This window comes from Marinobacter sp. L-80, from assembly GCF_056859395.1.
The window spans coordinates 18,278-42,609 of record NZ_JBSXOI010000056.1; the positions used below are offsets into that span (position 1 = coordinate 18,278).

23 protein-coding genes are annotated in these 24,332 nt (G+C 58.0%); 12 read left to right on the forward strand and 11 right to left on the reverse strand.

Annotation, left to right across the window (positions count from 1 at the left end):
* The first annotated feature begins 32 nt into the window (after window positions 1–32).
* The 6 genes from AC13E3_RS07405 (at window position 33) to AC13E3_RS07430 (ending at window position 5,422) form a co-directional block, all read left to right on the forward strand.
* Window positions 33–725, forward strand: coding sequence for a GntR family transcriptional regulator (locus AC13E3_RS07405; protein ID WP_008175230.1), 693 nt, complete (start codon window positions 33–35; stop codon window positions 723–725).
* A gap of 461 nt (window positions 726–1,186) precedes the next feature.
* Complete coding sequence (locus AC13E3_RS07410) at window positions 1,187–1,456, forward strand: ComEA family DNA-binding protein (protein ID WP_008175232.1); 270 nt, start codon at window positions 1,187–1,189, stop codon at window positions 1,454–1,456.
* 151 nt (window positions 1,457–1,607) lie between these two features.
* Complete coding sequence (locus tag AC13E3_RS07415) at window positions 1,608–2,390, forward strand: (Fe-S)-binding protein (protein WP_008175233.1); 783 nt, start codon at window positions 1,608–1,610, stop codon at window positions 2,388–2,390.
* The gene (locus AC13E3_RS07420) at window positions 2,383–3,822 is read left to right on the forward strand and encodes a LutB/LldF family L-lactate oxidation iron-sulfur protein (protein ID WP_008175234.1); all 1,440 of its coding nucleotides are present in this window, start codon (window positions 2,383–2,385) and stop codon (window positions 3,820–3,822) included. The genes AC13E3_RS07415 and AC13E3_RS07420 overlap by 8 nt, the downstream gene beginning before the upstream one ends.
* On the forward strand, window positions 3,819–4,472 hold the full coding sequence (locus AC13E3_RS07425; RefSeq protein WP_104270684.1) for a LutC/YkgG family protein: 654 nt from the start codon (window positions 3,819–3,821) through the stop codon (window positions 4,470–4,472). Before AC13E3_RS07420 ends, AC13E3_RS07425 begins: the two co-directional genes overlap by 4 nt.
* Entirely contained in the window at window positions 4,469–5,422 is a 954-nt protein-coding gene (locus tag AC13E3_RS07430) for a DMT family transporter (protein ID WP_053112909.1), read from the forward strand. Before AC13E3_RS07425 ends, AC13E3_RS07430 begins: the two co-directional genes overlap by 4 nt.
* A gap of 6 nt (window positions 5,423–5,428) precedes the next feature.
* Here AC13E3_RS07430 and gloA read toward each other — a convergent pair whose 3' ends face one another.
* Both gloA and AC13E3_RS07440 read right to left on the reverse strand, forming a co-directional pair.
* Entirely contained in the window at window positions 5,429–5,977 is a 549-nt protein-coding gene (gloA, locus tag AC13E3_RS07435) for a lactoylglutathione lyase (protein WP_008175256.1), read from the reverse strand.
* A gap of 291 nt (window positions 5,978–6,268) precedes the next feature.
* Complete coding sequence (locus tag AC13E3_RS07440; RefSeq protein ID WP_008175258.1) at window positions 6,269–7,405, reverse strand: alkane 1-monooxygenase; 1,137 nt, start codon at window positions 7,403–7,405, stop codon at window positions 6,269–6,271.
* A gap of 251 nt (window positions 7,406–7,656) precedes the next feature.
* Between AC13E3_RS07440 and AC13E3_RS07445 the strand changes: the two genes are divergently transcribed.
* From AC13E3_RS07445 to AC13E3_RS07460, 4 genes are all read left to right on the forward strand, one after another.
* Window positions 7,657–8,316: a GntR family transcriptional regulator gene (locus AC13E3_RS07445; protein ID WP_008175260.1), complete on the forward strand. Its 660-nt coding sequence runs from the start codon at window positions 7,657–7,659 to the stop codon at window positions 8,314–8,316.
* A 97-nt stretch (window positions 8,317–8,413) separates the two neighbouring features.
* Window positions 8,414–9,472 carry a lysylphosphatidylglycerol synthase transmembrane domain-containing protein gene (locus AC13E3_RS07450; protein ID WP_008175262.1) on the forward strand — a complete coding sequence of 353 codons (1,059 nt, stop codon included), beginning with the start codon at window positions 8,414–8,416 and terminating at the stop codon, window positions 9,470–9,472.
* Window positions 9,469–11,712, forward strand: coding sequence for a glycosyltransferase (locus AC13E3_RS07455; RefSeq protein WP_008175264.1), 2,244 nt, complete (start codon window positions 9,469–9,471; stop codon window positions 11,710–11,712). Before AC13E3_RS07450 ends, AC13E3_RS07455 begins: the two co-directional genes overlap by 4 nt.
* A gap of 103 nt (window positions 11,713–11,815) precedes the next feature.
* Window positions 11,816–12,763 (forward strand): YbgA family protein, encoded by a 948-nt coding sequence (locus tag AC13E3_RS07460; protein WP_008175265.1) that lies wholly within the window; start codon window positions 11,816–11,818, stop codon window positions 12,761–12,763.
* 51 nt (window positions 12,764–12,814) lie between these two features.
* Here AC13E3_RS07460 and AC13E3_RS07465 read toward each other — a convergent pair whose 3' ends face one another.
* The 3 genes from AC13E3_RS07465 to AC13E3_RS07475 form a co-directional block, all read right to left on the reverse strand.
* Window positions 12,815–13,546: a DUF481 domain-containing protein gene (locus AC13E3_RS07465; protein ID WP_008175266.1), complete on the reverse strand. Its 732-nt coding sequence runs from the start codon at window positions 13,544–13,546 to the stop codon at window positions 12,815–12,817.
* Window positions 13,547–13,567: 21 nt separating this feature from the next.
* On the reverse strand, window positions 13,568–14,587 hold the full coding sequence (gene trhO, locus AC13E3_RS07470; protein ID WP_008175267.1) for an oxygen-dependent tRNA uridine(34) hydroxylase TrhO: 1,020 nt from the start codon (window positions 14,585–14,587) through the stop codon (window positions 13,568–13,570).
* Between the two features lie 135 nt (window positions 14,588–14,722).
* On the reverse strand, window positions 14,723–15,454 hold the full coding sequence (locus tag AC13E3_RS07475) for a DsbA family protein (protein WP_008175268.1): 732 nt from the start codon (window positions 15,452–15,454) through the stop codon (window positions 14,723–14,725).
* 126 nt (window positions 15,455–15,580) lie between these two features.
* Between AC13E3_RS07475 and AC13E3_RS07480 the strand changes: the two genes are divergently transcribed.
* Window positions 15,581–16,555 carry an NAD(P)H-dependent flavin oxidoreductase gene (locus AC13E3_RS07480; protein WP_008175269.1) on the forward strand — a complete coding sequence of 325 codons (975 nt, stop codon included), beginning with the start codon at window positions 15,581–15,583 and terminating at the stop codon, window positions 16,553–16,555.
* On the opposite strand, the gene AC13E3_RS07485 is transcribed toward AC13E3_RS07480, so the two are convergent.
* From AC13E3_RS07485 to AC13E3_RS07500, 4 genes are all read right to left on the reverse strand, one after another.
* A complete protein-coding gene (locus AC13E3_RS07485; RefSeq protein ID WP_008175270.1) occupies window positions 16,552–18,492 on the reverse strand; it encodes a methyl-accepting chemotaxis protein in 1,941 nt (646 codons plus the stop codon). The genes AC13E3_RS07480 and AC13E3_RS07485 overlap by 4 nt on opposite strands.
* A gap of 127 nt (window positions 18,493–18,619) precedes the next feature.
* Window positions 18,620–20,137: a DUF5666 domain-containing protein gene (locus AC13E3_RS07490; protein ID WP_482901872.1), complete on the reverse strand. Its 1,518-nt coding sequence runs from the start codon at window positions 20,135–20,137 to the stop codon at window positions 18,620–18,622.
* 76 nt (window positions 20,138–20,213) lie between these two features.
* Complete coding sequence (locus AC13E3_RS07495; RefSeq protein WP_014578156.1) at window positions 20,214–21,065, reverse strand: DUF6502 family protein; 852 nt, start codon at window positions 21,063–21,065, stop codon at window positions 20,214–20,216.
* 82 nt (window positions 21,066–21,147) lie between these two features.
* Complete coding sequence (locus AC13E3_RS07500) at window positions 21,148–22,608, reverse strand: DUF5666 domain-containing protein (RefSeq protein ID WP_482901873.1); 1,461 nt, start codon at window positions 22,606–22,608, stop codon at window positions 21,148–21,150.
* Between the two features lie 205 nt (window positions 22,609–22,813).
* Here AC13E3_RS07500 and AC13E3_RS07505 point away from each other — a divergent pair, with 205 nt between their 5' ends.
* Window positions 22,814–22,987 carry a DUF6435 family protein gene (locus AC13E3_RS07505; RefSeq protein WP_008175274.1) on the forward strand — a complete coding sequence of 58 codons (174 nt, stop codon included), beginning with the start codon at window positions 22,814–22,816 and terminating at the stop codon, window positions 22,985–22,987.
* A 13-nt stretch (window positions 22,988–23,000) separates the two neighbouring features.
* On the opposite strand, the gene AC13E3_RS07510 is transcribed toward AC13E3_RS07505, so the two are convergent.
* Window positions 23,001–23,345, reverse strand: coding sequence for a chaperone modulator CbpM (locus AC13E3_RS07510; RefSeq protein ID WP_053112922.1), 345 nt, complete (start codon window positions 23,343–23,345; stop codon window positions 23,001–23,003).
* A gap of 13 nt (window positions 23,346–23,358) precedes the next feature.
* Window positions 23,359–24,330 (reverse strand): DnaJ C-terminal domain-containing protein, encoded by a 972-nt coding sequence (locus AC13E3_RS07515; protein ID WP_041645533.1) that lies wholly within the window; start codon window positions 24,328–24,330, stop codon window positions 23,359–23,361.
* Window positions 24,331–24,332 lie beyond the last annotated feature (2 nt).

Genomic DNA, 24,332 nt, shown 5'->3' on the forward strand with positions numbered 1-24,332 from the left:
AATCTGGCGCTCCACGAGGGGAAACGGTGCCAATGGCAAACCCTAGACGAAAAGAGTCCGTAGCCGACAGGGTCTATGAGGCCCTGAAAGAGGACATCTTCGAGTTCCGCCTAATCCCCGGCGACCGATTCAGCGAGGGGGATGTCGGAACCCGCCTGAACGCCAGCCGGACACCGGTGCGGGAAGCACTGTACCGCTTGCAGCGGGAGGGCCATGTGGAGGTGCTGTTCCGCAGTGGCTGGCAGGTAAAGCCATTCGATTTCCAGCAGGTGGAGGAACTCTATGACCTGCGCATCACTCTCGAACGGGCGGCCGTGCACAAAATCTGCAACCTGCCTGAAGAGCCTGCAGCACTGCGAACCCTGGTAGCCCTCTGGAACCCGGACCATCCATCCGAGCGCGCGGTGGGCAGCACCGTCAGAATGCTGGACGAGAGCTTTCACTGCGATCTGGTGGCCGCTGCCGGAAACCGGGAGATGACACGAATTCATCGTGAGATCACCGACAGGCTGAGGATTGTGCGGCGCCTGGACTTCAGCCGGGACGAGCGTATTGATGCCACTTACGTGGAGCATGCCGCGATTCTGGAGGCACTGCGCAACGGGCAGGCAAGCGAGGCGGCGGATCGTCTCACCCGTCATATCCGTGCCAGCCAGAAGGCCGTGCGGGAAATCACCATGGAGCGAATCCGCGAGGCGGCTGCTGCCCACCGCAGTGAGCAATAAATTGCCTCTCAGGCCCCGGAAATACTGAACCCAGGTTCATAATTGAACCCGCCGAAACGCTTACAGATTCGTAAGATATATCGCACAAACCATGGAGCGATTCTCCGATAGGTAGGAATTCGATACACAGTAGAATGATCAGTGTCAGGGATGACAAGCCAGCAAGGAACGTTGGCTCAAGGATGAGAACTCCAGGGAAGAGCCCTCCGCGGCTCGGGAGTTGCCCGAAGGATCAGGGCTTACAGGGATGATCACAGGAAAGACGCGCTCAGGATGAGTCGCACGCCTGAGGGAACAGGCAGGGGTCAGCCACGGAATCGGGGATCACAAGGAATGTGGTCCCGTCCGTGCACTCCCCGTACCCACAGACATTTCTGCTCTCTTCTTTACATTTCGCTTCTGCTGCTTTGCGCCCTGGCACAAAACCAAAAAACGCAACACAGCTTCAGGAGCTCGTATCTATGAAACGCACACCGCTTTTCGCAACACTCGTTCTGCTGTTCAGCCTGGTTACCGGTTTTGCCTACGCCCAGGACGCCGCTATCAATATCAACACGGCCGATGTGGCTACCCTCGCCAGCCTGAACGGCATTGGCCAGAGCAAGGCCGAAGCCATCGTTGCCTATCGCGAAGCGAATGGTCCTTTTGCAGTTACCGCAGACCTGGCAAATGTGAAGGGCATTGGCGAACGTACCATCGAGAAAAATGCCGCTCGCCTCACCGTGAAGTAATACCCCGGGCAGTGGCGCGCTGCCGCTGCCCTTCCTCTTTCTGAATCCCTTTCCTCCCTCTTTCCGGCTACCCATAAAGTCGTCTGGCAACACCGCGCTCGCCACCCTATTATTGCTGGATAACAATTCAAAAACCGTTGAGCATCCGCACATGGTTGATCCGATCAAGGTTTATCCTGCAAAACCCGCGAAAGTCTATTTCTACGGCACCTGCCTGGTGGACATGTTCTACCCCGATGCGGGCATTGCCGGCGTGGAACTTCTGGAGCGTGAAGGCATTGAGGTGCTGTTTCCCCAGAACCAGACCTGCTGTGGCCAGCCAGCCTACACTTCCGGTTATCACGACGAGGCCCGATCAGTAGCCAGGGCCCAGCTCGACCTGTTCCCCGGCGACTGGCCCATTGTGGTGCCATCCGGCTCCTGTGGCGGGATGATGCGCAAGCACTACCCTGACCTTTTCAAGGACACCACGGATGAGGTGAAAGCCGCTGAGGTTGCGGGCCGGGTCTGGGAGCTGACGGATTTTCTGCTCAATGTTTGCCACATCAAACTTGAAGATTTGGGCGAACCCACCACCGTGGCCATGCACACCTCCTGCTCCGCCCGCCGGGAAATGGGCGTGGCCGAGGTTGGACCCAAACTGCTGGGACAACTCAAAAACGTGAACCTGGTAGAGCAGATCCGGCCGGAGGAATGCTGCGGGTTTGGCGGCACCTTTGCGGTTCGCCACCCGGAGATTTCCAGCGCCATGGTGAGCGAGAAGGTGGATGCACTGGTGGATACCGGCACCAGGCAGTTTGTCACCACCGATTGCGGCTGCCTGATGAACATCGCCGGCTACGCCGAGAAAAACCAGAAGCCTGTTGAAGGCCAGCACATTCTCAGTTTCCTGTGGTCGCGCACCCAGGGCAAAGGGGGCAGCAGTCATGAGTGAGACAGCCGAGCACACTGGCCATCACATCGACGTGAAAGAGTTCCATCCGCGGGCTCAGGCGGCCATTCACGACCCCAAGATCCGCAAGAATTTCCGCAGCGCCATGGACGGGCTGATGTCCAAGCGCAAGACGGCGTTCGAGGGCTGGGATCTGGAAACCCTCCGGGATCTGGGTGCCAACGTTCGCCTCCGCGCCCTGGCCAACCTGCCAGATTTGCTGGAGCAGCTTGAGAAAAAGCTGATCGAAAACGGCATCAGGGTGCACTGGGCGGTGGATGGCGATGAGGCCTGCCGGATTGTGCGGGACATCTGCAAGGCCCGGGATGCCAAGACGGTGATCAAGGGCAAGTCCATGGTCTCCGAGGAAATGGAGCTGAACCATTACCTGGAGGAACAGGGGATCGAAGCCCTGGAATCGGACCTGGGCGAGTACATTGTGCAGTTGGCGGATGAAACGCCATCACACATTATCATGCCGGCGATTCACAAGAACACTGGAGAGATCTCCCAGTTGCTGCACGAGAAAACCGGCACGGATCTGTCCAACGATGTGGAATACCTCACCGCCAGTGCCCGCCTGCAATTGCGGGAAAAGTTCATGAATGCCGATGTGGGCGTTTCGGGGGTTAACTTTGCGGTGGCGGAGACCGGCACCCTATGCCTGGTGGAAAACGAAGGCAATGGCCGGATGACCACCACGGTGCCCAAGTGCCATATTGCCGTTACCGGCATAGAAAAGGTGGTGCCGAGCATGGAGGACGTCTCTGCCCTGCTCGCCCTGCTGACCCGGTCTGCTACCGGCCAGCACATCACCACCTACTTCAACATGATTTCCGGCCCGCGCAAGGCCGAGGAGCTGGACGGGCCCGAAGAAGTGCATCTGGTGCTGGTGGATAACGGCCGCTCGTCGATCTACCAGGACGACGAGCTGCTGGACACCCTGCGCTGCATCCGTTGCGGCGCCTGCATGAACCACTGCCCGGTGTACACACGGGTAGGCGGCCATGCCTATGGCACCACCTATCCGGGCCCGATCGGCAAGATCCTGATGCCGCACCTGATTGGCCTGGACGAAGGCCGGCACCTGCCCAGCGCCTCCAGTCTGTGTGGCGCCTGTGGCGAGGTCTGCCCGGTGAAAATCCCCATTCCCGATCTGTTGGTGCGACTGCGCCAGGAATCGGTGGATGGCGACAAGCTCCACCCGGCCAAGGTCCGTGGCCACGGGGCCAAGCGAAGCTCAATGGAAGCGATGATCTGGAAAGGCTGGGCCTGGATGCACGCCAGCCCCGGCATTTATCGCTTCGGCACCGGTGCCGCCAGCAAATTCAGGGCATTGCAGCCCTCGAAAGCGGGCGCCTGGACCGATTACCGCACGCCCCCCAAACTGGCGGCCAAAACCCTGCACCAGCGAATGAAGGAGCGTGGCCAATGAGTTCCCGGGAAACGATTCTTCAGCGTCTGCGCAACCGAACCGGCGGTGAACTGACGGTGCCGGAGTGCGACTTTTCAGTTCTGGTACGGGATGACTGGTCGACAAAGGAGCGTATCGAGCGGTTCGAGAAGATGATCGAGTCGGTCCACGGCGAGGTGCACCACTGCACCGAAGACATGTGGATGGAACGCCTGGCGGAGGTGCTGAACACCCGCGGGGCCAGGAATCTGCTGATTCCAAAACAACACGAAATCGGACAGTCACTTCGCACTGCCGGTCGTAACGATCTGCCGGAACTGTTGATCTACGACGAGCCTATCGAAAGCTGGCAGTCGCATTTGTTCAACGAGGTGGACGCCAGCATTACGTCCACCCGCGGCGGTATTGCCGAAACCGGCTCGCTGATCCTGTGGCCAAACGAGGACGAGCCACGGCTAATGAGCCTGGTGCCGCCGGTGCACATTGCCGTGCTCCGGGCCTCTGAGCTCTATACCACCTTCCACGAAGCCATGAAGGCCCAGAACTGGGCCGCTGGCATGCCGACCAATGCCCTGCTAATCTCTGGCCCTTCCAAAACCGCTGACATCGAGCAAACCCTTGCCTACGGTGTTCACGGTCCCAAAGAGCTGATTGTGTTGATTATTGAATGATCCAAGGCGCCCTGTTGATCGCCCTGGCTGCCCTGCTATGGGCGACCACGGGCATTGTTGCGAAATTTCTGTTTACCGGTACCGAACTGCAGGCCATTACGTTGGGCTTCCTGCGACTGGCCGTGGCTTTGCCGTTTTTCTGGCTGCTGATGCGACGGGAGCAGGCACGCCTTGAGCGAGCCAATCCGGGCGCTAAAGTGCCCGGCAGTTCCCTACGGAGCCTCACACGCAAGACCCTGATTCCGCTGGCAGCCCTTGGCCTGTTCCAGGCGTTCTACCAGGGCAGCTACCTTCTGGCCGTGGACCTCACCGGTGCCGGCATCGCCACCCTGATCGCGCTCTGCCTTCCGCCAGTGCTGGTGGCAATTCTTGCTGCGCCTCTTCTGGGAGAGAAGCCCAGCCTTTTGACGGTTCTGTCGCTGTTTGCCGCCATCGCGGGCACGGGCATGCTGGTTCTCAGCGATATGGACACCACCGGTACACTTCGGCTTGCGGGCATTCTGGTGGCGTTACTGGCCGCCTGCGTGTACACCGGTTTCACGCTGACCAGCCGTTACAGCTCTGCCGGGACACCGGTGTTCACCACGGCGTTTATCTGCTTCTTCACTGCGGCGCTGATTCTGTTGCCGGTGGTTGCCCTGTCTGGCGGTTTCGAGGGGCTGGAAACTCTCAGTATCGGGCACTGGCTGATGGTGGTGTATGTGGGGGTGGTGCCAACCTGTATTGGCTATGTGTGCTTTTTCTCTGGCATGAAAACGACACCGGCCACGCTCTCCAGCATCATTGTGACTCTGGAACCGCTGTTTGTGGCGCTGCTGGCCTGGGTGTTTCTGGAGGAGATTCTGGGGCCGATTGGTATTGCGGGGGCACTGATACTGACCGCAGCGGTGGTGGTGGCTTCCCGCTACGGCCGTAAACCCGCAGCCGGCCAGGAGGCCGGTGCGGAGTAAGGAAGATCAGTCTTCCTTGCGCTGTTTCTCAAGCATGTCCGGCTGCAGGATTTCAATCCAGTAGCCGTCCGGGTCTTTGATAAAGGCCAGGCCTTTCATCTTGCCGTCGTCCGGCTTTTTCACAAACTCCACACCGAGCTTTTCAAAGCGGTCGCAGGCGGCGTAAACGTCTGGCACCGCTACGCCGATGTGGCCGAAGCCCTGAGGTTCGTCGTTGCCATTGTGGTAGCCGAAGTCGTTGTCGTCTTCGGTGCCCCAGTTGTGGGTGAGCTCAAGCATGGCTTCGCGGCCGAAGGTGTAGGTGGTGCGGTGGGCATCGTCCTGCGGCACGAGGCCGGCCTGGCGATCATCCAGGTAGCCAAGGAAATACAGGGTGAACTTCATTTCGGGGAAGTCCAGTTTGCGAACGAGGCGCATGCCCATCACTCGGGTGTAGAAGTCCATGGAGCGCTCGGGTTCCTTGATGCGCATCATGGTCTGGTTGAAGACGTAACCTTCGGTTTCGGGAACGGTTTCTTCGTATAGGCCAGGGGCCTGTTCGAAATGCTTGGGCATGTTGGTTTTCCCTTTTTTTCGCAGGATTCAAAGGTTATACCTGTGTGCGTTTCAGGGGGATTTCAAGGGCGTGAAAAAAGACCCCGGGGCCAGAGACGAACCGCCGGGGTCTTGAGGGCCGGTTTTTTAGGCCGGCGTTTCTTCAGAGACGCTCTGAAGATCGGTGGCTGGCAGGGCCATGAGGGGGTTCTTTCTTCCGGGAATCCGAACTCGCTTCGCTCAGACAGTCGTTTCCCTGCAGAAAGAACCCCCTCACACCCCTGCCGACCGAACCTTTGGAGTGGCCCGCTTTCAGGCCAACTGGTGTTCTTCTCCTTCGTAATAAGCCTCTACCCTTGGGTTCATTACCCGCCGCCAGAGTGGGGGGAACATTGCCAGGACGATCATTGCGGAGTAGCCGGCCGGTAGTTGGGGAGCCACGTCGTGGTGGCGGAGGATCTGGTATCTGCGTTTGGCCCAGGCGTGGTGGTCGCTGTGGCGTTGGAGGTGGAACAGGAAGACGTTGGTGAGGAAGTAGTTGCTGTTCCAGCTGTGTTCGGGGCCGGTGCGTTCGTAGCGGCCGTTTTCGAGTTTTCTCCGGTGCAGGCCGTAGTGTTCGAGGTAGTTGACGATTTCCAGGAGGGTGAAGGCGATAAAGCTCTGGCCCAGGAAGAAGACGGCGCCGAGCCAGCCGAAGGCGATGGTGAAACCAGCCAGTGCCAGGGCGCTGATGCTGTACCACCAGATCAGTTCGTTGCGCCAGCTGAGGGCTTTGTGGCCTTTGCGTTGCAGGCGTTCGGCTTCCAGTTTCCAGGCATTCAGGAAGTTGCGCATGTAGGCCTGGGGCAAGAAGTTATACAGGGACTGGTTGTAGCGTGACGAGGAGGCATCTTCCGGGGTGGAGACGTGTACGTGGTGGCCGCGCAGGTGTTCGACTTTGAAACCGGCGTAGCAGACCAGTGACAGCAGGAAGCCGCCGGCCCGAGTTTCGAGTTTTTCGTCTTTGTGGATGAGTTCGTGGGCGACGTTGATGCCGAGGCCTCCGACGATGCCGATGGAGACGATCCAGCCAATACTGCCCACCAGGCTGAAGGTGCCGGACGCCAGTTCCAGCATGCTCCAGACCAGTAAGGCTGCAAAGCCTGCCACCCAGCCCAGGGTAATGGCTTTATAGAACCGTTCGCCGACCATCCGCGGCACGTCGGTTTCTTCATCCGGGTTCAGGGAATCCTTGCCGAGCAGCATGTCCAGTACCGGGATGATCCCGAACACGACCACGGGGACGCCCCAGGAAAACAGGTTCACCAGATCAGTGGCCTGGCCGGCGGCCAGCAGCAGAGGCGGCAGCAACAGGGGCACCATGGCGATCAGGTAGCTGTACTTCTTGAGGGTCAGCAATATCCTTCGGCGGGTGGCCTCGCGATTGACCGATAACTGCGTTGTGCTCATTGGGTTCTCTCCATCAAATGCTTGTTGGTGAAACTCTGATCACCTGTTGTTTTCTGCATTATTGTCCTACAGTACATCAGTCGTCAACATTTCTGGCGAGGTTTTTTGACAATTGTCAGGAAGCCCCGCCGAATCAAGGCGTTGTCGCTATCGCACTCCGAGGCTGTGATAAACTCATGCGCATATACTCTTCCGCCGGTCGGCTTACTGCAGCAGCCGACCGGTTTTTACGACCTGTCCAGAGAGCCTTTATGGATTTTCAGGTGCCGAACACACTGGCCGAGCAGATTGCCAATTACCTTGCAGAACGGATCATGACCGGGCAGATTCGTCCGGGTGAGCGGATTCAGGAGGCCACGCTCGCCGGTAAACTGAAGGTGAGCCGGGCATCGGTGAAGGAAGCCCTGTACACCCTGGAGCGCTGGCATCTGGTGGAGATCACGCCCCGTAAGGGCGCTTCGGCAACCCGGCTGGATGCGGCCCATGCTTCGGAGCTCTACGATGTTTATATGCACTTGCTGATGATGATGGCGGTGCGTTTGTGCGAGCGCTGGCAGGAACGCGACAAGCCTCTGGTGCTTGGGGCGGTGAGCAAGGTTGTTGACAAGATAAACGACGGATCTGCCGACATCTCCGGGGTGGTTGAGGCGAGTTTTGATGTGATGGATGCCTGTTGTGAGGTGGTGGGGAATCCGTATCTCACGGAGGCACTGTCGAATTTCAAGCCGGCGGTCAGTCGGGCCTATTATCTGAGTGCCGATCGGTATCGTCGAGGTTTGACGCAGACCAGTGAGTTTTTTGCCAATCTGCCGCAGGCGGTGCTGGCGCGGGATTCGGTTAAGGCGCAGGCGTTGATTCGGGAGTTTGCGGAGCACCAGAAGTCTCTCATTCACCAGGCTCTGACTTCTTAACCTCGACCCTGGAATCCATGGGGTTCGCCGCCAGCGACACTGGACACCCACCACACCCTACGCTGTAAACTGCCCGTCTCACTCTGACGGGCAGCCCATGACTGACTCCACGGACATCAACCATTCGAAGCGTGCCTCGGGAAAAAGGCTGGCGGTTTTCAGTCTGTTGTTTGTGGCGCTCACCGCTGCCGGGCTGTATGCCGTTTACCATCTGTTCGCCGAACGCACCCTTACCTTCGATACCAGGCTGATCGCTCCGGGAACCCTGTTATCGGTGGCTGGCCTTCTGCTGGTTTATTTCATCTCGGATGGCCTTCGGCTCTATTTTACCCTGAGAGCCCTGGGGCACCGGCTTCCCCTGCCGGCCATGGTGCGGCTGGTGTTTATCAATCTGTTCTTTTCCAACATCACGCCGATGGCCACCGGGGGCGGTTTCGCCCAGATCTGGTTTCTGAGCCACCATGGCGTTCCGATTGGGCGTGCGACGGCTGCGACCACGATCCGGACGATCCTGGCGGTGCTGTTCATATTTTCGCTGACGCCGGTATTCCTGCTCACGCTCAAACCCCTGGACGGCAATTCCATCACTGGCGATATCGGCACCGCTCTGGCAGTTCTGATTGTGTTGTACCTCGGCTTTTTCCTGGTTCTGCTGCTCCGGACCCGCTGGCTGATCGGCCCCCTGGCCCGGCTGCTGAGGGCCGCGCGTCGGCTCCATCTGATCAGTGAACCCCGCCATCGGCGCTGGCAGTTCAAGGCACGCCGGGAAATGCTGCGGCTGTCACGGAGCTTTGGTGATTACCTGCGTGGTGCTCCGGTGTTCGTCTGGCTGTCCATCCTGTTCACCGCCGTGTTTCTGCTTAGCCTGTTCAGCTTCCCGGCGCTGCTGATGCACAGCCTGGACTACAGTGTTGATTATGTGATGTCCGTGGGCCTGCTGGTTGTGACCACCTTCGTGATGTACTTCTCGCCCACGCCGGGCGCCTCAGGCATCTCGGAGGGTGTTTTCGGGAGCTTCTTCCGGGATATCCTCTCGGGAAACCACCTGATTCTGGTCATCGTCTGCTGGCGTCTGCTGACCATCTATCTGGGCATGATTATCGGGCTGGTGGTGCTACAGAAGGAACTTGTTGCCAATCGCAGGAGAGCCGGATGATCTTCCGAAACCCACTCAAGCTGCTGTTTTACCTCTGTCTTCTGGTGGTGTTTCTGCTGGTTGGCTACAAAACCTACCTGAATCTGTTCACGGAGGATTTCGAGGGGGTTCATACCGAGCAGGTAGAACGGATTTATCAGGCACTTGAACCCGGCGAGCCCTTCAGTTTCGCGGTGGTGGGCAATATCAATAATTCGGTGGGCATCTTCGAGGACCGCATCATCCCGGAGCTGAATCGATCCGGGCTGGATTTTCTGGTTTCGGCGGGGAACGCTGTCAGTGGTGGCGGCGAAGACAAGTACCGGGCACTCTACGGCACTCTGAGCCACCTGGAGATCCCCTATCTGCTGACCTTCGGTGCCCACGAGTACGAGGACTTTGGCAGTTTCCGTTTCTACGATCACTTCGGCCCGCACTTCTTCAGTATCGAAGCGGGCAATAGCCGGCTGATTTTTCTGGACAGCACCGGTAAAACTCCCTGGCGCTGGCAGATCCGCTGGCTGAAGGATTTGCTGGCCCAGGACACGTCGAAGGCGAGGATCTTGTTCATCGGGCACCCTCCCCTTCATCCGGACGAGAATGCCCCGTTCGACCAGAAGGATGATTACCTGGCGCCGCCCGAGTTCCGGGACGCCCTTCTACAGGCCATCGAGGAGCATGACGTTGACCGGGTATTTTCAGCCAACCTCTCGCTCTATTCGGAAAAGACGGTAGAAGACACCACCTTCGTTACCACGGGTGGCGCCGGTGGCCTGGTTATGAACAACGACACCAGTTTCTATCACTACGTGCAGGTGAATGTAGACTCAGATGGCGAGGTAACACACCGTCTGCAGCGACTGGAAGTGGGCCAGCACCCGGTTCTGAAGCGGCTGGAAAGTCTCTGGTTCTTTATCTACTCCCTGTTCTACACCGGTTACCTCAACTTTATTCTGATCGTCGCCGTGTTTGCGGCCATTGCGATCAAGCTGTACGGCGCCATTTTCATCGGCAAGGATTATTACCCGGACTACGACCTGGACCCCTCGCCCTGGCTGGACAAACCGATGCGGGTGGCCATGTTTACCAACAACTACCTGCCCTTCATCGGCGGGGTACCCATTTCCATTGAACGCCTGCGCCGGGGCCTGGAAGCGCTTGGCGATAAACTGCTGGTCGTGGCGCCCCGCTACAAGGGGCAGCCGGAAACCGAATCCCACGTTTTGCGAGTGCCCTCGCTACTGGCCATGGGCGAGAAGCGGGAATTCCGGCTGGCCAATATTTTCCTCGGGCGGATTCGCAAACGGGTTCGGGCGTTCAAGCCGGATATCATCCATCTGCACCATCCGTTCTGGCTGGGGTCGCTGGGCCTGTTCGTGGCTCGCACCCTGAATATCCCGGCCATATACACCTACCATACCCGCCTGGAGCATTACGCCCACTTCGTGCCGCTACCCGGCATGCTGTTCCGGAACCTGATTTCGCACGCGCTGATCAAACGCTTTGCCAACAAGTGCGACGGTGTGATCGTGCCTACCTACTCCACGGAGGAATATCTGCGGATGATCGGGGTTAAAACACCGACCTTCGTGCAGCCTACCGGCATTGAATATCACAAGTTCCAGGAGGTTCAGGAAAAGGACGTCGAGCAACTCCGGGAGAAGCTGAAGCTCAGGAATGAGAAAGTGTTTGTCAGTGTTTCCCGGCTCTCGAACGAGAAAAACATCGACTTCATGATTGAGGCCATTGATGCCCTGCGGCGGGAAACCCATGTGCCCTTCCGGTTCCTGATGATCGGCGATGGCCACCAAAAGGACCGCTTGCAGAAGAAGATCGAAGACCTGGGACTTCAACAACACTTCACCCTTGTTGGTGCCGTGCCGCCGGACGAAATGGCCACCTGGTACCGACTGGGGGATGCCTTCCTGTTCGCCTCCATCTCCGAAACCCAGGGCATGGTAATTCTGGAGGCGATGGCTGCCGGTTTGCCGGTCGTAGCGGTTCGCTCCAGTGGCATTGAAGACGTTGTCCGACACGGGTTCAACGGCTTCAAGACGCCGGAAAAACAGGACCAGTGGCGGGCGCAAGTCAAAAAGCTACTGGAAGACGACGATCTGCGTGAAAAACTCTCCGAACAGGCCCTGGAATTTGCCAGGGACTACTCAGTGGAGCAGTTCGCCCAAGACGTCCGCACCATCTACGCCACCACACTCGCCATGGCCGCGAAGAAACGAAAAGGCTCGATAATCCATCCTGAATAGGTGGGGTTACAGTTTTCCGCAGCGGCCTGATCGGGCTAGACTGAATTCACGTATTACAAAGACAGTTTTAGCTATCAGACCTGGTTAATTATCGGAGACTAACGTGAGCGGCATCCCCGTCGGAATCAGCACCTGCCTGCTGGGCAAGGAAGTTCGCCATGATGGCGGCCATAAACATTCCCGCTACTGCACCCAGGTGCTCTCGAAACACTTTGATTTCCGCTCCATCTGCCCGGAGCTGGAAGCGGGCCTGGGCGTTCCGCGCCCGGCGATCCACCTGCGCGAATACAGTGATGGCCTGCGCCTGATCGAGACCAAGGGCGCGGCGGACCATACCGACGCCATGCAGGGCTTTATCGAACAGGTGATGCCGACCCTGGCAGACCTTCGTGGTTACATCCTGATGGCCAAGTCCCCGAGCTGTGGCATGGAGCGGATCAAGGTACATAACGAGGATGGCAATGTAACCCGCCGGGATGGCCGGGGCATGTTTGCCGAGGCGCTGCTGAAGGCCTACCCTCTGATGCCGGTGGAAGAGGAAGGCCGACTGAACGACAACATGATCCGGGAGAATTTCGTTGAAAGAGTTTTCGCCTACGACGACTGGATGCAGAACGTGGCCGGAGACAAGCTCTCGGCCAGGGCGCTGATTGAATTCCATACCCGCCACAAATTCCAGCTTCTGGCTCACTCCGAAAAGATCTACCGCCAGCTTGGTCCGATGCTTGGAGACCTGAAGTCCGAGCCGTTGGAAGACATTGCCGAACGCTATATCCACCAGTTCATGGAGGCCATGAGCAAGAAGGTAAGCCGGGGTTCACACATGAACGCCATGCAGCATCTGATGGGCTACCTCAGGGATTCCATGGGCGATGAAGACCGCAAGGTGTTGATGGAGCAGATGGAGGCCTACCATCGTGGCGAGGTACCGCTGGTGGTTCCCATGACGCTGCTGCGTATGGCCCAAAGAAGGGAGCCGGTGGATTACCTGCATGCCCAGCAGTATTTGACGCCCTACCCAGATGAGCTGGGGCTGCGTAACAACGTCTGAAGATAAAGTTGGGGTCAGATGAAATTTTCATCTGACCCCGAATTCACGCAGTTAGAAACCGTAGAGCAGCGAGAGTGACGTTTCGGTGTCGGTGTTTTCGGAGCCGGCCGGAGCGTCAGACACGTGCTTGACCCGGAAAGCAGCCTTCATGGAGAGATTCCCCACCACGTTCGCCTGCAGCGATGTTTCCGATTCGGTCACCGTGTTGTTTTCGTCCAGGCCAACTTCGGTACTGAGCTTCTGACGGAACAGGGAATTTTCCGAAAGGGCGTAATCAAACTGGCCAGCAAGGCGGGCGATGGCCTCTTCCTCGGTATCCTCGCCTTCCGCATTCACCATATCCAGCTTGTTGTAGCGGTAACCGGCGCCTACTGAGAGGTCCAGAAACGAGCGATCTCCGGAGTTCCAGACCCGGTTGCCGTAACCCGTGGTTACGGTTGATTCGAAGTCGTAGCCGGAGAAGCGATCGTCTTCATAGGAGCCACGGAGAAACCAGTACCGGTTCTCGGCGAACTTGTAGTCGGTCTCCAGGGCGGCCTGATATTTCTCGGCAGTGGTTTCGTCTTCAGTCTCGGAATAGTTGGTGCGGAATTCGCCGGTGTTACGCCAGGTTTCGACTTCATGGACCAACCCCAGGCGACCCTTGATGTTGGTCTCTTCGGTAGTGCCCGAGGTGATCAACACACCCAGCTCGGTTTCGCCCTTCCAGTTGTCTGCCTCCTGCGCACTGGCAAAGGGCGCGATTGCAACTGCGGTAATGGCTACAGCCTGTCGTAAATCCATGAAGTCTCCTTTGGGGGTTGGTCAGGCGCCCTCGGTGCTCCTCGCCCTCTCGCCATCGAGGCTTTTCCGGGCCTGACGTTCTCTTTCAGCCTTTTTCCGGGCCTTGCGCTCGGCAATGATGCGCGCGGCTTCACCACCAACGTGGGCTTCGCCCCGCTCCTCTGCCAGACGCATCTGGCGTTCACGCTCGGCAAACCGGGCTTTCTGCTCTTCGGTCAGCGATTCGATGCACTGATGGCAGCTCACACCCTGTTCATATTCGGGGCGCTGCTTGTCTTCTTCGGTAATCGGCCTGCGGCAGGCATGGCACTGGTCGTAATCGCCACGCTCCAGCCGGTGGTTAACCGTTACCCGGTCATCAAAAACAAAGCACTCTCCGTGCCACAGGCTCTGCTCTTCCGGTACCTCTTCCAGGTATTTCAGGATGCCACCCTTGAGGTGATAGACCTCCTCGAAACCCTGCTCCTTCAGATACGCGGTGGATTTCTCGCAGCGGATTCCACCGGTACAGAACATCGCCACCTTCTTGTGCTTCGAAGGATCCAGGTTCTGTTTCACGTATTCCGGGAACTCCCGGAAGGTATCCGTGGCCGGATTGACGGCATTTTCAAAGGTGCCGATTTCCACTTCGTACTGGTTGCGGGTATCCACCAGCACCACATCCGGATCGGAAATCAGTTTGTTCCATTCTTTCGGATCCACATACGTGCCGACAATCCGCTTCGGATCAATACCGTCCACACCCATGGTGACGATCTCTTTCTTGAGCTTCACTTTGGTGCGTTTGAACGGCTGGATGTCCACAAAGGACTCTTTGTAATCAATGCCGTCGAACCGCTCGTCGCTGGCGATCCAGGCTTTCACGGCATCAATGCCTTCGCGGCTGCCGGCAATGGTACCGTTGATGCCTTCGCGCGCCAGCAGCAAAGTGCCATGCACGTCTTTATCAAGCATCAGATCCAGCAGCGGCTGGCGGAGGGATTTGTAATCGTTCAGGACTGCGAACTTGTACAGTGCGCAGACAACAACATTGTTGCTCATCATGTTCTCCTGCGGGCCGGACCGTAAATCCGGAGCATGGTTTAGAGGTTCATCTGAGGCGGGAGCCTGAGAGGGCGCAAATTTTAACCAACTCAGGCTCACGATCAAGTGCGGGGTTACCCGGGGTTCAACAGGTCACTCCGCCCCGTTGGCCAGTTCGCGCTCAACGACGGCGGAAAGTTGGCCCCAGCCGGGACGGGTCAGGCGGATGTTATCCACCAGAACCGTCGGCGTACTGGTTACCCGAAGCTGCATGGCCACTTGGCGGCTCTGCTCGACAGCTTCCCGGTGCAACTCGGTGGTCATGCACCGGCGGAAGCGCCGCTCTTCAAGGCCCAGAGCACCGGCGTAGCGGGTAAAGGTGGCAACCGGATCGTTCGAGCCGCTCCACTCGGTCTGGGAATCGTACAGGCGTTCGTGCATGGCCCAGTAGGCGTCCTGATCCCCGGCACAGCGTGCTGCCTGGGCGGCTGGCATGGCGTTCTGATGCTGCTGTAATGGCAGATCAAAGTAGACAAAGCGAACCTTGCCCTCAGCCACATACTCTTCCTTCAACTGCTTGCTGGCAGAGGCAAAGTTGCCGCAGGCGGGGCATTGATAGTCGGCAAACTCACGCACCACGACCGGTGCGTCGTCGGGACCCACGGAGACACCGAACTGGTCCAACTGGGCGGGGAAGTCCTCGGCATTCGGAGCGGCCACAGGCAGCCCGTCAGACGTTGGTTTTGGTGGAGCGGTCAGGAAAAATACGCCAAGAAGCACTGCCGCAAGCGCAAGCAGTCCGATACCCGCATACAAAAGCTTGTTTGATTTTCCTTTTTGGGGCGGCGGCGCACCGGTTTCCTTGCGACGTTTTGCTTCACCCATGGAGGGACTCCTTATTGTGTTTATGGTTTCCGGAATTAATTAGCTCGCGACCGTTTTCAGATCGAGCGTGGCACGCTAAGATCCTTTATATTCTACAAAAGTTCCAACAAAAATTAAGGAATCCTCATGCCATTGCCCGCTTCCCTGACAGACTCTCTCTCACTGCCCCTGGTGGCCGCACCCATGTTTCTGATCTCTGGGCCCGAACTGGCGCTCGCCTGCTGCAAGCAGGGCATCGTTGGCAGTTTCCCGGCTTTGAACCAACGCACCAGCGAGGGCTTTGAGGAGTGGCTCATCCAGATGAACGAAGAGCTGGCCGCTTACCGAAGCGCCAATCCGGAAGCAAAAACGGCGCCCTACGCCGTGAACCTGATCGTGCACCGGACCAATCCGCGCTGGCAGGCAGACCTGGAACTGTGTGTTAAACACAAGGTGCCCATTATCATCACCTCCCTGGGCGCCGCCAGCCAGGTGGTGGAGGCGGTGCACAGCTACGGCGGGGTGGTGTTCCATGACGTGACCAACCAGAAGCATGCCCGCAAGGCGGCCGAAGCCGGTGTGGACGGCATTATTGCCGTGGCAGCGGGTGCCGGTGGCCATGCGGGCACGATCAACCCGTTCGTTCTGGTGCATGAAATCCGGGAAGTCTTTGACGGCACGATTTTGCTGGCCGGGGGGCTATCCCATGGTGAGGATCTGCTGGCGGCCCAGGCCCTCGGTGCGGACCTGGCCTACCTGGGTACCCGTTTTATAAACACGTTCGAGTCCCAGGCCGATGAGGCCTACCGGAACATGATCATTGAGGCAGTGTCTGGCGACATTATTCATACGCCGGCGGTATCCGGTGTGCCCGCCAGTTTTATGCGCCAGAGCCTGGAAGCGGCCGGCTTCCCCATGGACGAACTGAACCAGGCCGGCGAGATCAACTACGGCGAAAAACTGAAGCCTATTGATGATGAAGCAAAGGCCTGGAAAACCGTGTGGTCCGCCGGCCAGGGGGTCAGCCAGATCCACGACGTGCTGTCCGTCTCGGAACTGGTGAGCCGTCTGACCGAGGAGTACAGAAACGCCCGGGAGCGCCTGTTATCGACAGGTTCCTAAACCTGGAACTGTGAGGCTTTATCCTTCAACGAGGTCAGTGTCCGGGCAATCTGGCCGCTGGCCTCGTCGGAGCGCTCAATGGCTTCCACCGTCTCTCGGGAGGAGCCTGCAATATCGCTCACGCTCACGCTGACCTCACTGGCATGCCGGCCCTGCTCTTCCGCCACGGATGAAATAGCCATGGCCCGATCCTGAAGGCTGCTGAGCAGCTGGTTGATCCGGTCGAAATGCTCGTCAGCCCGACGGAATTCCGACGACGACTCTGCAACCTGGCCTGACACTTCACCGATAGCGCTGACCGCCTGTTGGCTGCCCTTCTGCAAACGCTCAATGATGGACTGGATCTCCGTGGTGGACTCCTGGGTCCGGCTTGCCAGGGTGCGGACCTCATCGGCCACCACGGCGAAGCCCCGGCCGGATTCTCCTGCGCGGGCCGCCTCAATAGCGGCGTTGAGAGCCAGCAGGTTGGTTTGCTCTGCGATGGCACCGATCACCGACAGCACCGAACCGATTTCCTTGCTCTGGTGGTCCAGCTGATTAACCGCATCTACTGCCTGCTCAACGTTACGGACCACCTGATCCAGCCGGTTTCGCACATCCCGGGAAATACCGGCGGTGGCCTCGCTCTCGGAACTGACATTACTCACCGATCCGGCGATGTCCTGTATGTTCTCAGCCACCTCAGAGATGCTGCGGGACATGGCTTCCATGGTGCCAGACACCTCGGCTACGTCCTGCTCCTGACGATTCACCGCGGCCACGGCACTACGGCTTATGTCGCCCTGAGCCTGGGCCTGGCCGGCTGCCGATTCAGCGGACTCTTTCACGTCGGAGACCAGCTCCTGGATTCGTCCAATAAAGCGGTTCACGCCTTGCGCCATTTCCGTGAGCTCATCCTTGCCTTTCATGGAAACCCGGCGGGTGAGATCGGCCTCGCCATCGGCGATACCCCAGATCGCCGAGCTCAAACGGAAAACTCTGGGCAGCAAGCCTCCACCGAGCACCAGGGCCACCAGCAGGATCAGAACCACCACGGAACCGATTGCCAACATGCTCAAATTGGCGGAGAGGCTCGAGGCTTCGGTATTCAACGCCTCCACAGTGTTCTGGATTCTGGAGCGAGTGTCAGCGTCCATACTCGCCAACTGCTGCTGAAGGCGCTGGTTAACCTGCTCGGTTTCTGATTCGAGGGTGTCATGCAGCGCGTCGATGCTGCCGGTGATGGTAGTGCTGAATTCCTGCTCCAGAGCCGCCAGGTCCTGATTGATGCCTTCGAGCGACAGTCCCAGCTTCAGCTGACCAATGGCGGAACCCTGGGGAGCGATATCGGCAGTAATGATGACCACGTTGGGGTCGCGACTTGCCGCATCCAGGACCCGATTTGCCGCACCGCGACCTTCCCCCTGCTCCATTAAGGTGCGCACCCGGTCATCGGTGCGGTCCACATAACGGGTCAGGCGTTCACCGTACTGGTCGTAATACACGGCAAACAGAACCGATTCACGTGCGTCGGCCAGTTCGACAAGATCGGTGAGGCGCGGGACATCCCGATCCCAGATCAGCGGGGCCGCAACAGCGGCGAGGACGTCAGCCAGACCCTGGGCTTCCGCCATTACAGCGGTGCGAACGTTGCCGGCAACGCGTTCCTGCTGCGCCGTCTGCTGGCGGGTGAGTTCGGCGGAGAGTTCCTCGGTGGTCTTCTGCCGCATGGTCTCCAGGCGGGATCGGACATCCTCACGGGTATCACCGAAGGAGGCACTGACCTGCTGGCTGCTGGCCTCAAGGGCGGACCCTGCGGTGTCTACCAGGCGCTCTACCTGGCTGGAAATCAGCCACTGGCTGACCAGGACCTGAACCAGACCGGCAACGACCAGAACAACAAAAACCGGTCGGAGAAGGCGGCTAGAGATCAGCCGCCGGATAAAACTGAGTGACATACGGACTCCGCTAGCATGTGTGCTTCATGCATCCTGCACAGTCGGCAACAGCGTCCCTGCCTGGCGTGTCCGTATGTATAGCAAAACCCGGGCCGGAGTGGGCCGCATTTATGTACGGGTTTTGTAGTTAATCGTCATCGCTTTCTTCCAGATCGATTTCGTCGGCGATGAAGTTGTTCCCGTTCCTCGAATATTCAACTTCGAGAATCAAAAGCTCGCCATCATCAAAACGATCAATAATTTCACTTTGAGTATTACTGTCGTAAACCGCTGGTCCGGCATCGATCGATACACCGAGAACCGTGATGGTGCTCGGAGTGATGCTCGTAAGCTTTCCTTCAAGCTCGTAAAGATCTCGATCATCGAAATCTGCAATTTCGTCATCAACCTCCACCTTCAAAGCTTCGATAAATACATCTGCACCCTGCTCTTTCTCAATGCCCTCGACCTCCACTGTGGTCGAACCAATGGGGAGGGTCTGGAATGAGATACCAGAGCCGTCTTCGACAGTGAAGGCAGTCGTCGACGAAATCCGAACTTCAACACCGCCGACTAGGAAAGAGTTGTCAGCAGAGGAAGAAACTACTCCCTTCACTTTCGCATTGCCGTCCCGGATCTCAATTTCCTCCGCTTCAACAACCGTATCCGAGACGAACTGCCCTTCCACCTGTATCAGGAGCCCTTCGGTAAGCTCGTCGAGAGTAATGCTGTCATCCAGTTCGGTTGCATCTGTCACCCGAACGGTCAGACCTCCCATCGTAAACTCTCCCGGGCGTGAGCTGATACCGGAAGCGGTATAGGGCGCATCAATTATCGCGGTGAACTCGATATCGTCAGCACTGCTGCGACTGAAGCGTCGGGCGTCGTCCCGGTCAATGGTAGCGGCAGTCAACACGCTTCCTGACAGGGTTCCCTCTACCTCCAGGACAGCGCCGTTGATCAGGTTCGCCTCGGTCAGGTCTGATCCGAAACTGACGCTGTTCTCATCATATTCAACGGTGATCGTGCCAATCGTGAATTGATTCTGGGATATATCCACCGCTGACAATGTGCCTTCCAACTCGATACTAGTCAGATCCGGATTGATGACCGCGATGTAGCCGGCCCGATAGGAGCCATCGGCCTGACGCCAGGCGCTGACACGGACATGATCTGTGATAGAGGGTTCGCCAAGCAGTGTGGCGTAAGTTGTGCCGCGAACCACCGTCTGGCGATCAACCCGCACGGATTGCCCCATCACTGAAAGGGTCACGAATTCACCGGCACCACTTGGATCGGCGGTCACTAGGTCTACCGGACCCCGCAATGTATCGTCGTAACTGAGCTTCTCGGCCGTGCCTTCGCCATCATCAAACCACTCGCCTTCAACCCTGAGAATCATTCCTTCACTCAGAAGGCCTTCAGCAGTGATGCCGTCATTGCTTTCCACTTCCCGATTCGGAATGTCATCGGTGCTGAATTCAACGCCATTAACAAAAACACTTCCGAATCCGGAAACCGGACCAACGCTGGACCCGGTGCCCCGGATACCACCATCGGCAACATCCAGGCCTCCACCACCCGCGCCACCGCAGGCGGAGATCGCCCCGAAGACCACTGTTCCGGCTGCCAGCCCAATAACACGATTGCAGAAGTGCCGTTTCATAACTTTTATCTCCGTAGCCGGCGTTCCTGGCCGGCATCTGTCATATCGCTTCTTTAAAGCGCCTGCGGAAACTTTTTTATTCCCCACCCCGGCCGCCGTTTCCGGCGGGCTCTTCGAAGAAGAAGATGCTCACGCCGGTTCGGACGGGCTCACCGGATACACTTTCAGTCTCTTGACCGGATATATCCCGATCATGGGGACCAAGCCACTTGTCCAGTTCTTCCAGAAGAGACTGGGACCGTTCGGCTGCGTGCCTGCGCCAGCGCTCCATCACTTCCGGAGGGATATTGTTGTAGGTCAGGGTTCGCTGGAACAGCGGTGGCTGCCCGGACTCGTCACTGACCAGATTGTGATCAATGGTTGCGATGAGATCCGATACGTCCTCACCGAAAATCTGCAGCATTTCCTCGCTGTCTCCGGCCGGGACAAAGGCCCTTTGCTGCAGGACCAGGCGGCCCGATTCCCCCTCCACGGAAACCACCCCCACCCGAAGCAGTTCATCCAGCACGGAACGGGGCGGCATGTCGCCGCTGTAGCGTTTGACCAGCTCGCTGAAGCTTGCAGGCCCGTCGAAAGCCAGCATTGCAGGCTCTCCGTCCTTGGCCTGAAACACCGCATCGTGGACCCAGCCCGATACCACCCGGGACGCCCGGTTGGTATGAAGCACGTCGCGGCTCCCAGCATCCTCCCCTGCCAGGATCTCCCGCTGGCGTTTGACTTCCTTGCGGGTCAGCCCGGTCATGACTGCAGCCCGTGAGTCCGTGGGCTTTCGCCGGTCGTCGGTGAAATCCTCCAGGGCGGCTTCCACGTAGGCACGTTTAACCAGCTCGGAAAACTCACCGAAAGGAATACCATTGCGCAACAGCAACCTCGCCAGAGGGCGCAGAATGCGAAACAGCGCTTGATGCAGGGGGTTGGGCTTTTTCATGTTTGGGATTGTATTCCCATAGCGACTTCGAAAGCCAGAATGCGGGCCGACAACACCCCGGCCCGCTCCGGTGTTTCACTGATCAATCATCGCTGTCACTGTCGTCATTGCTGTCGTCGACCTCGACGTTCTCGGTCAGCTCATACAGGCCACCGATGGTCTGGCGGTACCCGATTTCCACTTCATCACCAACCTGTGCGCCGGACAGGCTGTAGCCATTGCGAAGCACCTCAAGATTCATGATGGTGATGGAATCGGCTCCGATGGCACTCACCCGTGCCTCGAGCTCAAAATCGTCATCGTCGTCGTCATCCTCGCGTTCAATGCTGATGGCCTCGAGGAATCCGCCATCACTGCTCTGCTGGCGACCTTCAATTTCGAGATAGTCTCCCACCTGCAGGCTCTGGATATCCTGAACGCGACTGCGACGGTCATCTTCGTCATCGTCGTCGTCATCAAGCAGGGTATTGCCGGTCAGCTGGACCCGGACGCCACTGACGACCATGGTTTCATTGGTCAGATCAAGAGACTCGATGCGACCATCCAGCTCGGCATCGGAATCCCGGCCTTCGATCTCTTCAGCCACCAGGACGCCATTGCGGAAACCCCCTTCCACTTTCACAAACAGGCCATCGGCAAGGCTGCTTTCGCGGAGATCGTCGAACTCGGTGCCACCATCAATCTGGACGCGCACCCCATTCACCGAGAACTGTCCGCTGGCAGCGTCATAGTCATAAATGCTGCCGGAGATTTCGACATCGTCATCATCGTCGAAGAGGTCGTCCTCATCATCGATCTCCTCGGCCATGATGGTGTTGCCGTCCAGGTAGCCTTCCACTTCCACCACGATTCCATTTGCCAGATCGTCCAGAGAGAAGCCGTCATCGCCGACAGCGCTGGTGTAATCAACCAGGAAACCGTTGATGGTGAAGGTCTGGGCGCTTGTGTCCAGATCGGCAACAACGCCTTCAATTTCTACTTCGTTGTTGTCATCGAATTCCAGGCCAATGGCCCGGGCACCAACAAAGCTTGCCCGGAAGCTGCCATCCTCAAGGCGCCAGGCGCTGACCCTTACACGATAGTCCTGGGGATTGTCGGCAAGGGCCGTTGGTGTTGCGCCGCGGAAGACGGTTTTGCCATCCAGGGCAATGCTCTGGCCAAGCATGGTCAGAGTTCCGGTGCGGGTAACCTCATCCCAACTCATGCCAGAAATCGGCCCGCGCAGGGTATCGTCATAACTGACTTTGTCCGCCCGCCCCTGACCCCTGTCATCCCAATCGCCCTCAACTTTGAGGATCATGCCCTTTTCGAGCTGATCCTCGCGTTCCAGGCCATCGTCGCTGCTAACGCTGCCGTTGGTCTCAAATCGGGTACCGTTCACGTAAACACTGCCGAAGCCCGATACCGCCCCGACACTGGTCCCCGATGAAGCATCACTTGTTGAGGCGTCTCCAGAGCCACCGCCTCCGCAAGCGGCGAGCGCGCCAGCAAGAGCGCCGGTCATGGCCAGTTTCACTGCAATTGCTAAAGGTTTGCGATTCATCGTTCTTCTCCAGGCTTGTTGTTGCGTCCCCGGGCGACCACGTCTTAGCACCCGACAATAAAATGGGATTTTTTTCCCATATCTTTATTTGGGAATTTAATCCCATTATTTATGGCTGTCCAGTTTTTGATCATGAAAATTTTGTGAACTTTATGGAGCAAAAAACGTAAATCTTTGAACGTTCAGCCAAAACAGGTTCATTACGATGTTGGGATTTTTGAAAGGCGATCCGAAGAAAAAACTGCAGAAACAATACGAGGCGAAGCTCGCCAAGGCACTGGATGCCCAGCGCAATGGCGATCTGAGAACTCATGGAACCCTCATGGAGGAGGCAGAAAAGATCTACGCCGAGATCCAGGCGCTGGACGAAAAGAAATAAGCGGGGGGAGCGTTTACTCCCCCATCAATTGCCGGATGCGGTGATTGAGACGGGCCACTTCCCGACGCATTTCCTCCACCTCATCGAGCAGTTCCAGAGACATGGCCAGGCCGGGCAGATTCATTTTCAGGTCCCTCTGTAATCTCTGCGCTTTGCGCAATCGGCTCAGGGCAGCGACATCGAACTCCCATTGCCGTGCCTCCGGGTAATCTTCCAGCGGGGCAATGATCCCGTAGTCCACCAGTTTTATGACAAACTCGGCATGGCACTCGCCACGCTCGCATATTTCACGCAGGGTGAAGGTGCTGCCATCCTGGTCGACCACCTCTACCGTCAAAATATGATCCTGCTTGCTCATACCTTACTCCCGCTCACACGTGAAGCTTGCTGCGTGGATTGAATTGCTTCTCGGCCTCGGCCAGCTGCTCGTAGAGCTTTTCGGCCTCAGGGCTGTGTTTCTCGGGCATGGCAATCTGCAGGATGACAATCTGATCGCCCGGGTGCTTGCCCGGGAAACCCTTACCCTTGAGGCGCAGCTTCCGTCCACTGGTGGAGCCCTTCGGCACCTTCACATTCACCTTTGAGCCAATCGTTGGCACGGTCACCGTTGCCCCCAGAGCGGCCTCCCAGGGGGCGATCGGAACCGTGACCAATACGTCCCGGCCCTCCACCGTGAAATGCGGATGGGGTGCCAGCTCCACTTCAATGAACAGATCGCCTGGTTCTCCGCCACCAACGCCCGGCGCCCCCTGGCCTTTGAGGCGAATATGCTGGCCCTCGCGCATGCCTGCGGGAATCTTCACTTTCAGGGTCTTTTGCCGCGGCATCACCCGGCCATGCTCATCGGCCTCATGTACCGCAAAAGAAACCTGCTTTTCACAGCCGTGAAACGCTTCTTCGAGGAACAGGGCGAGCCTCGCATGCACATCCTCACCGCGCATTCTCATGTTCTGGCGGAAACCGCCACCACCGTAGCCCCCGGAGAAACCGCCCTGGCGACCACCTCCGAATATCTCCTCGAAGAAGTCGCTGAACTGGCGCGCGTCGGCATCGGTATAACCTCCGCCACCGAAACCGGCACCACTTTGCCAGCCCGGAGGCGGCTCGAAAGAACCATCCGCCCTGGCGCCGTATTTACGCAGCTGGTCGTACTCCGCGCGCTTCTCGGGATCTTTCAGTACTTCGTAGGCTTCACCCACTTCCTTGAATTTGGTGTCGGCGTCCTCTTCCTTACTGACATCCGGATGGTATTTCCGTGCCAGCTTTCGGTAGGCTTTTTTTATCTCCTCGGCGGAGGCAGACTCACTCACACCGAGCACGGCGTAATAGTCTTTGAAGTCCATCA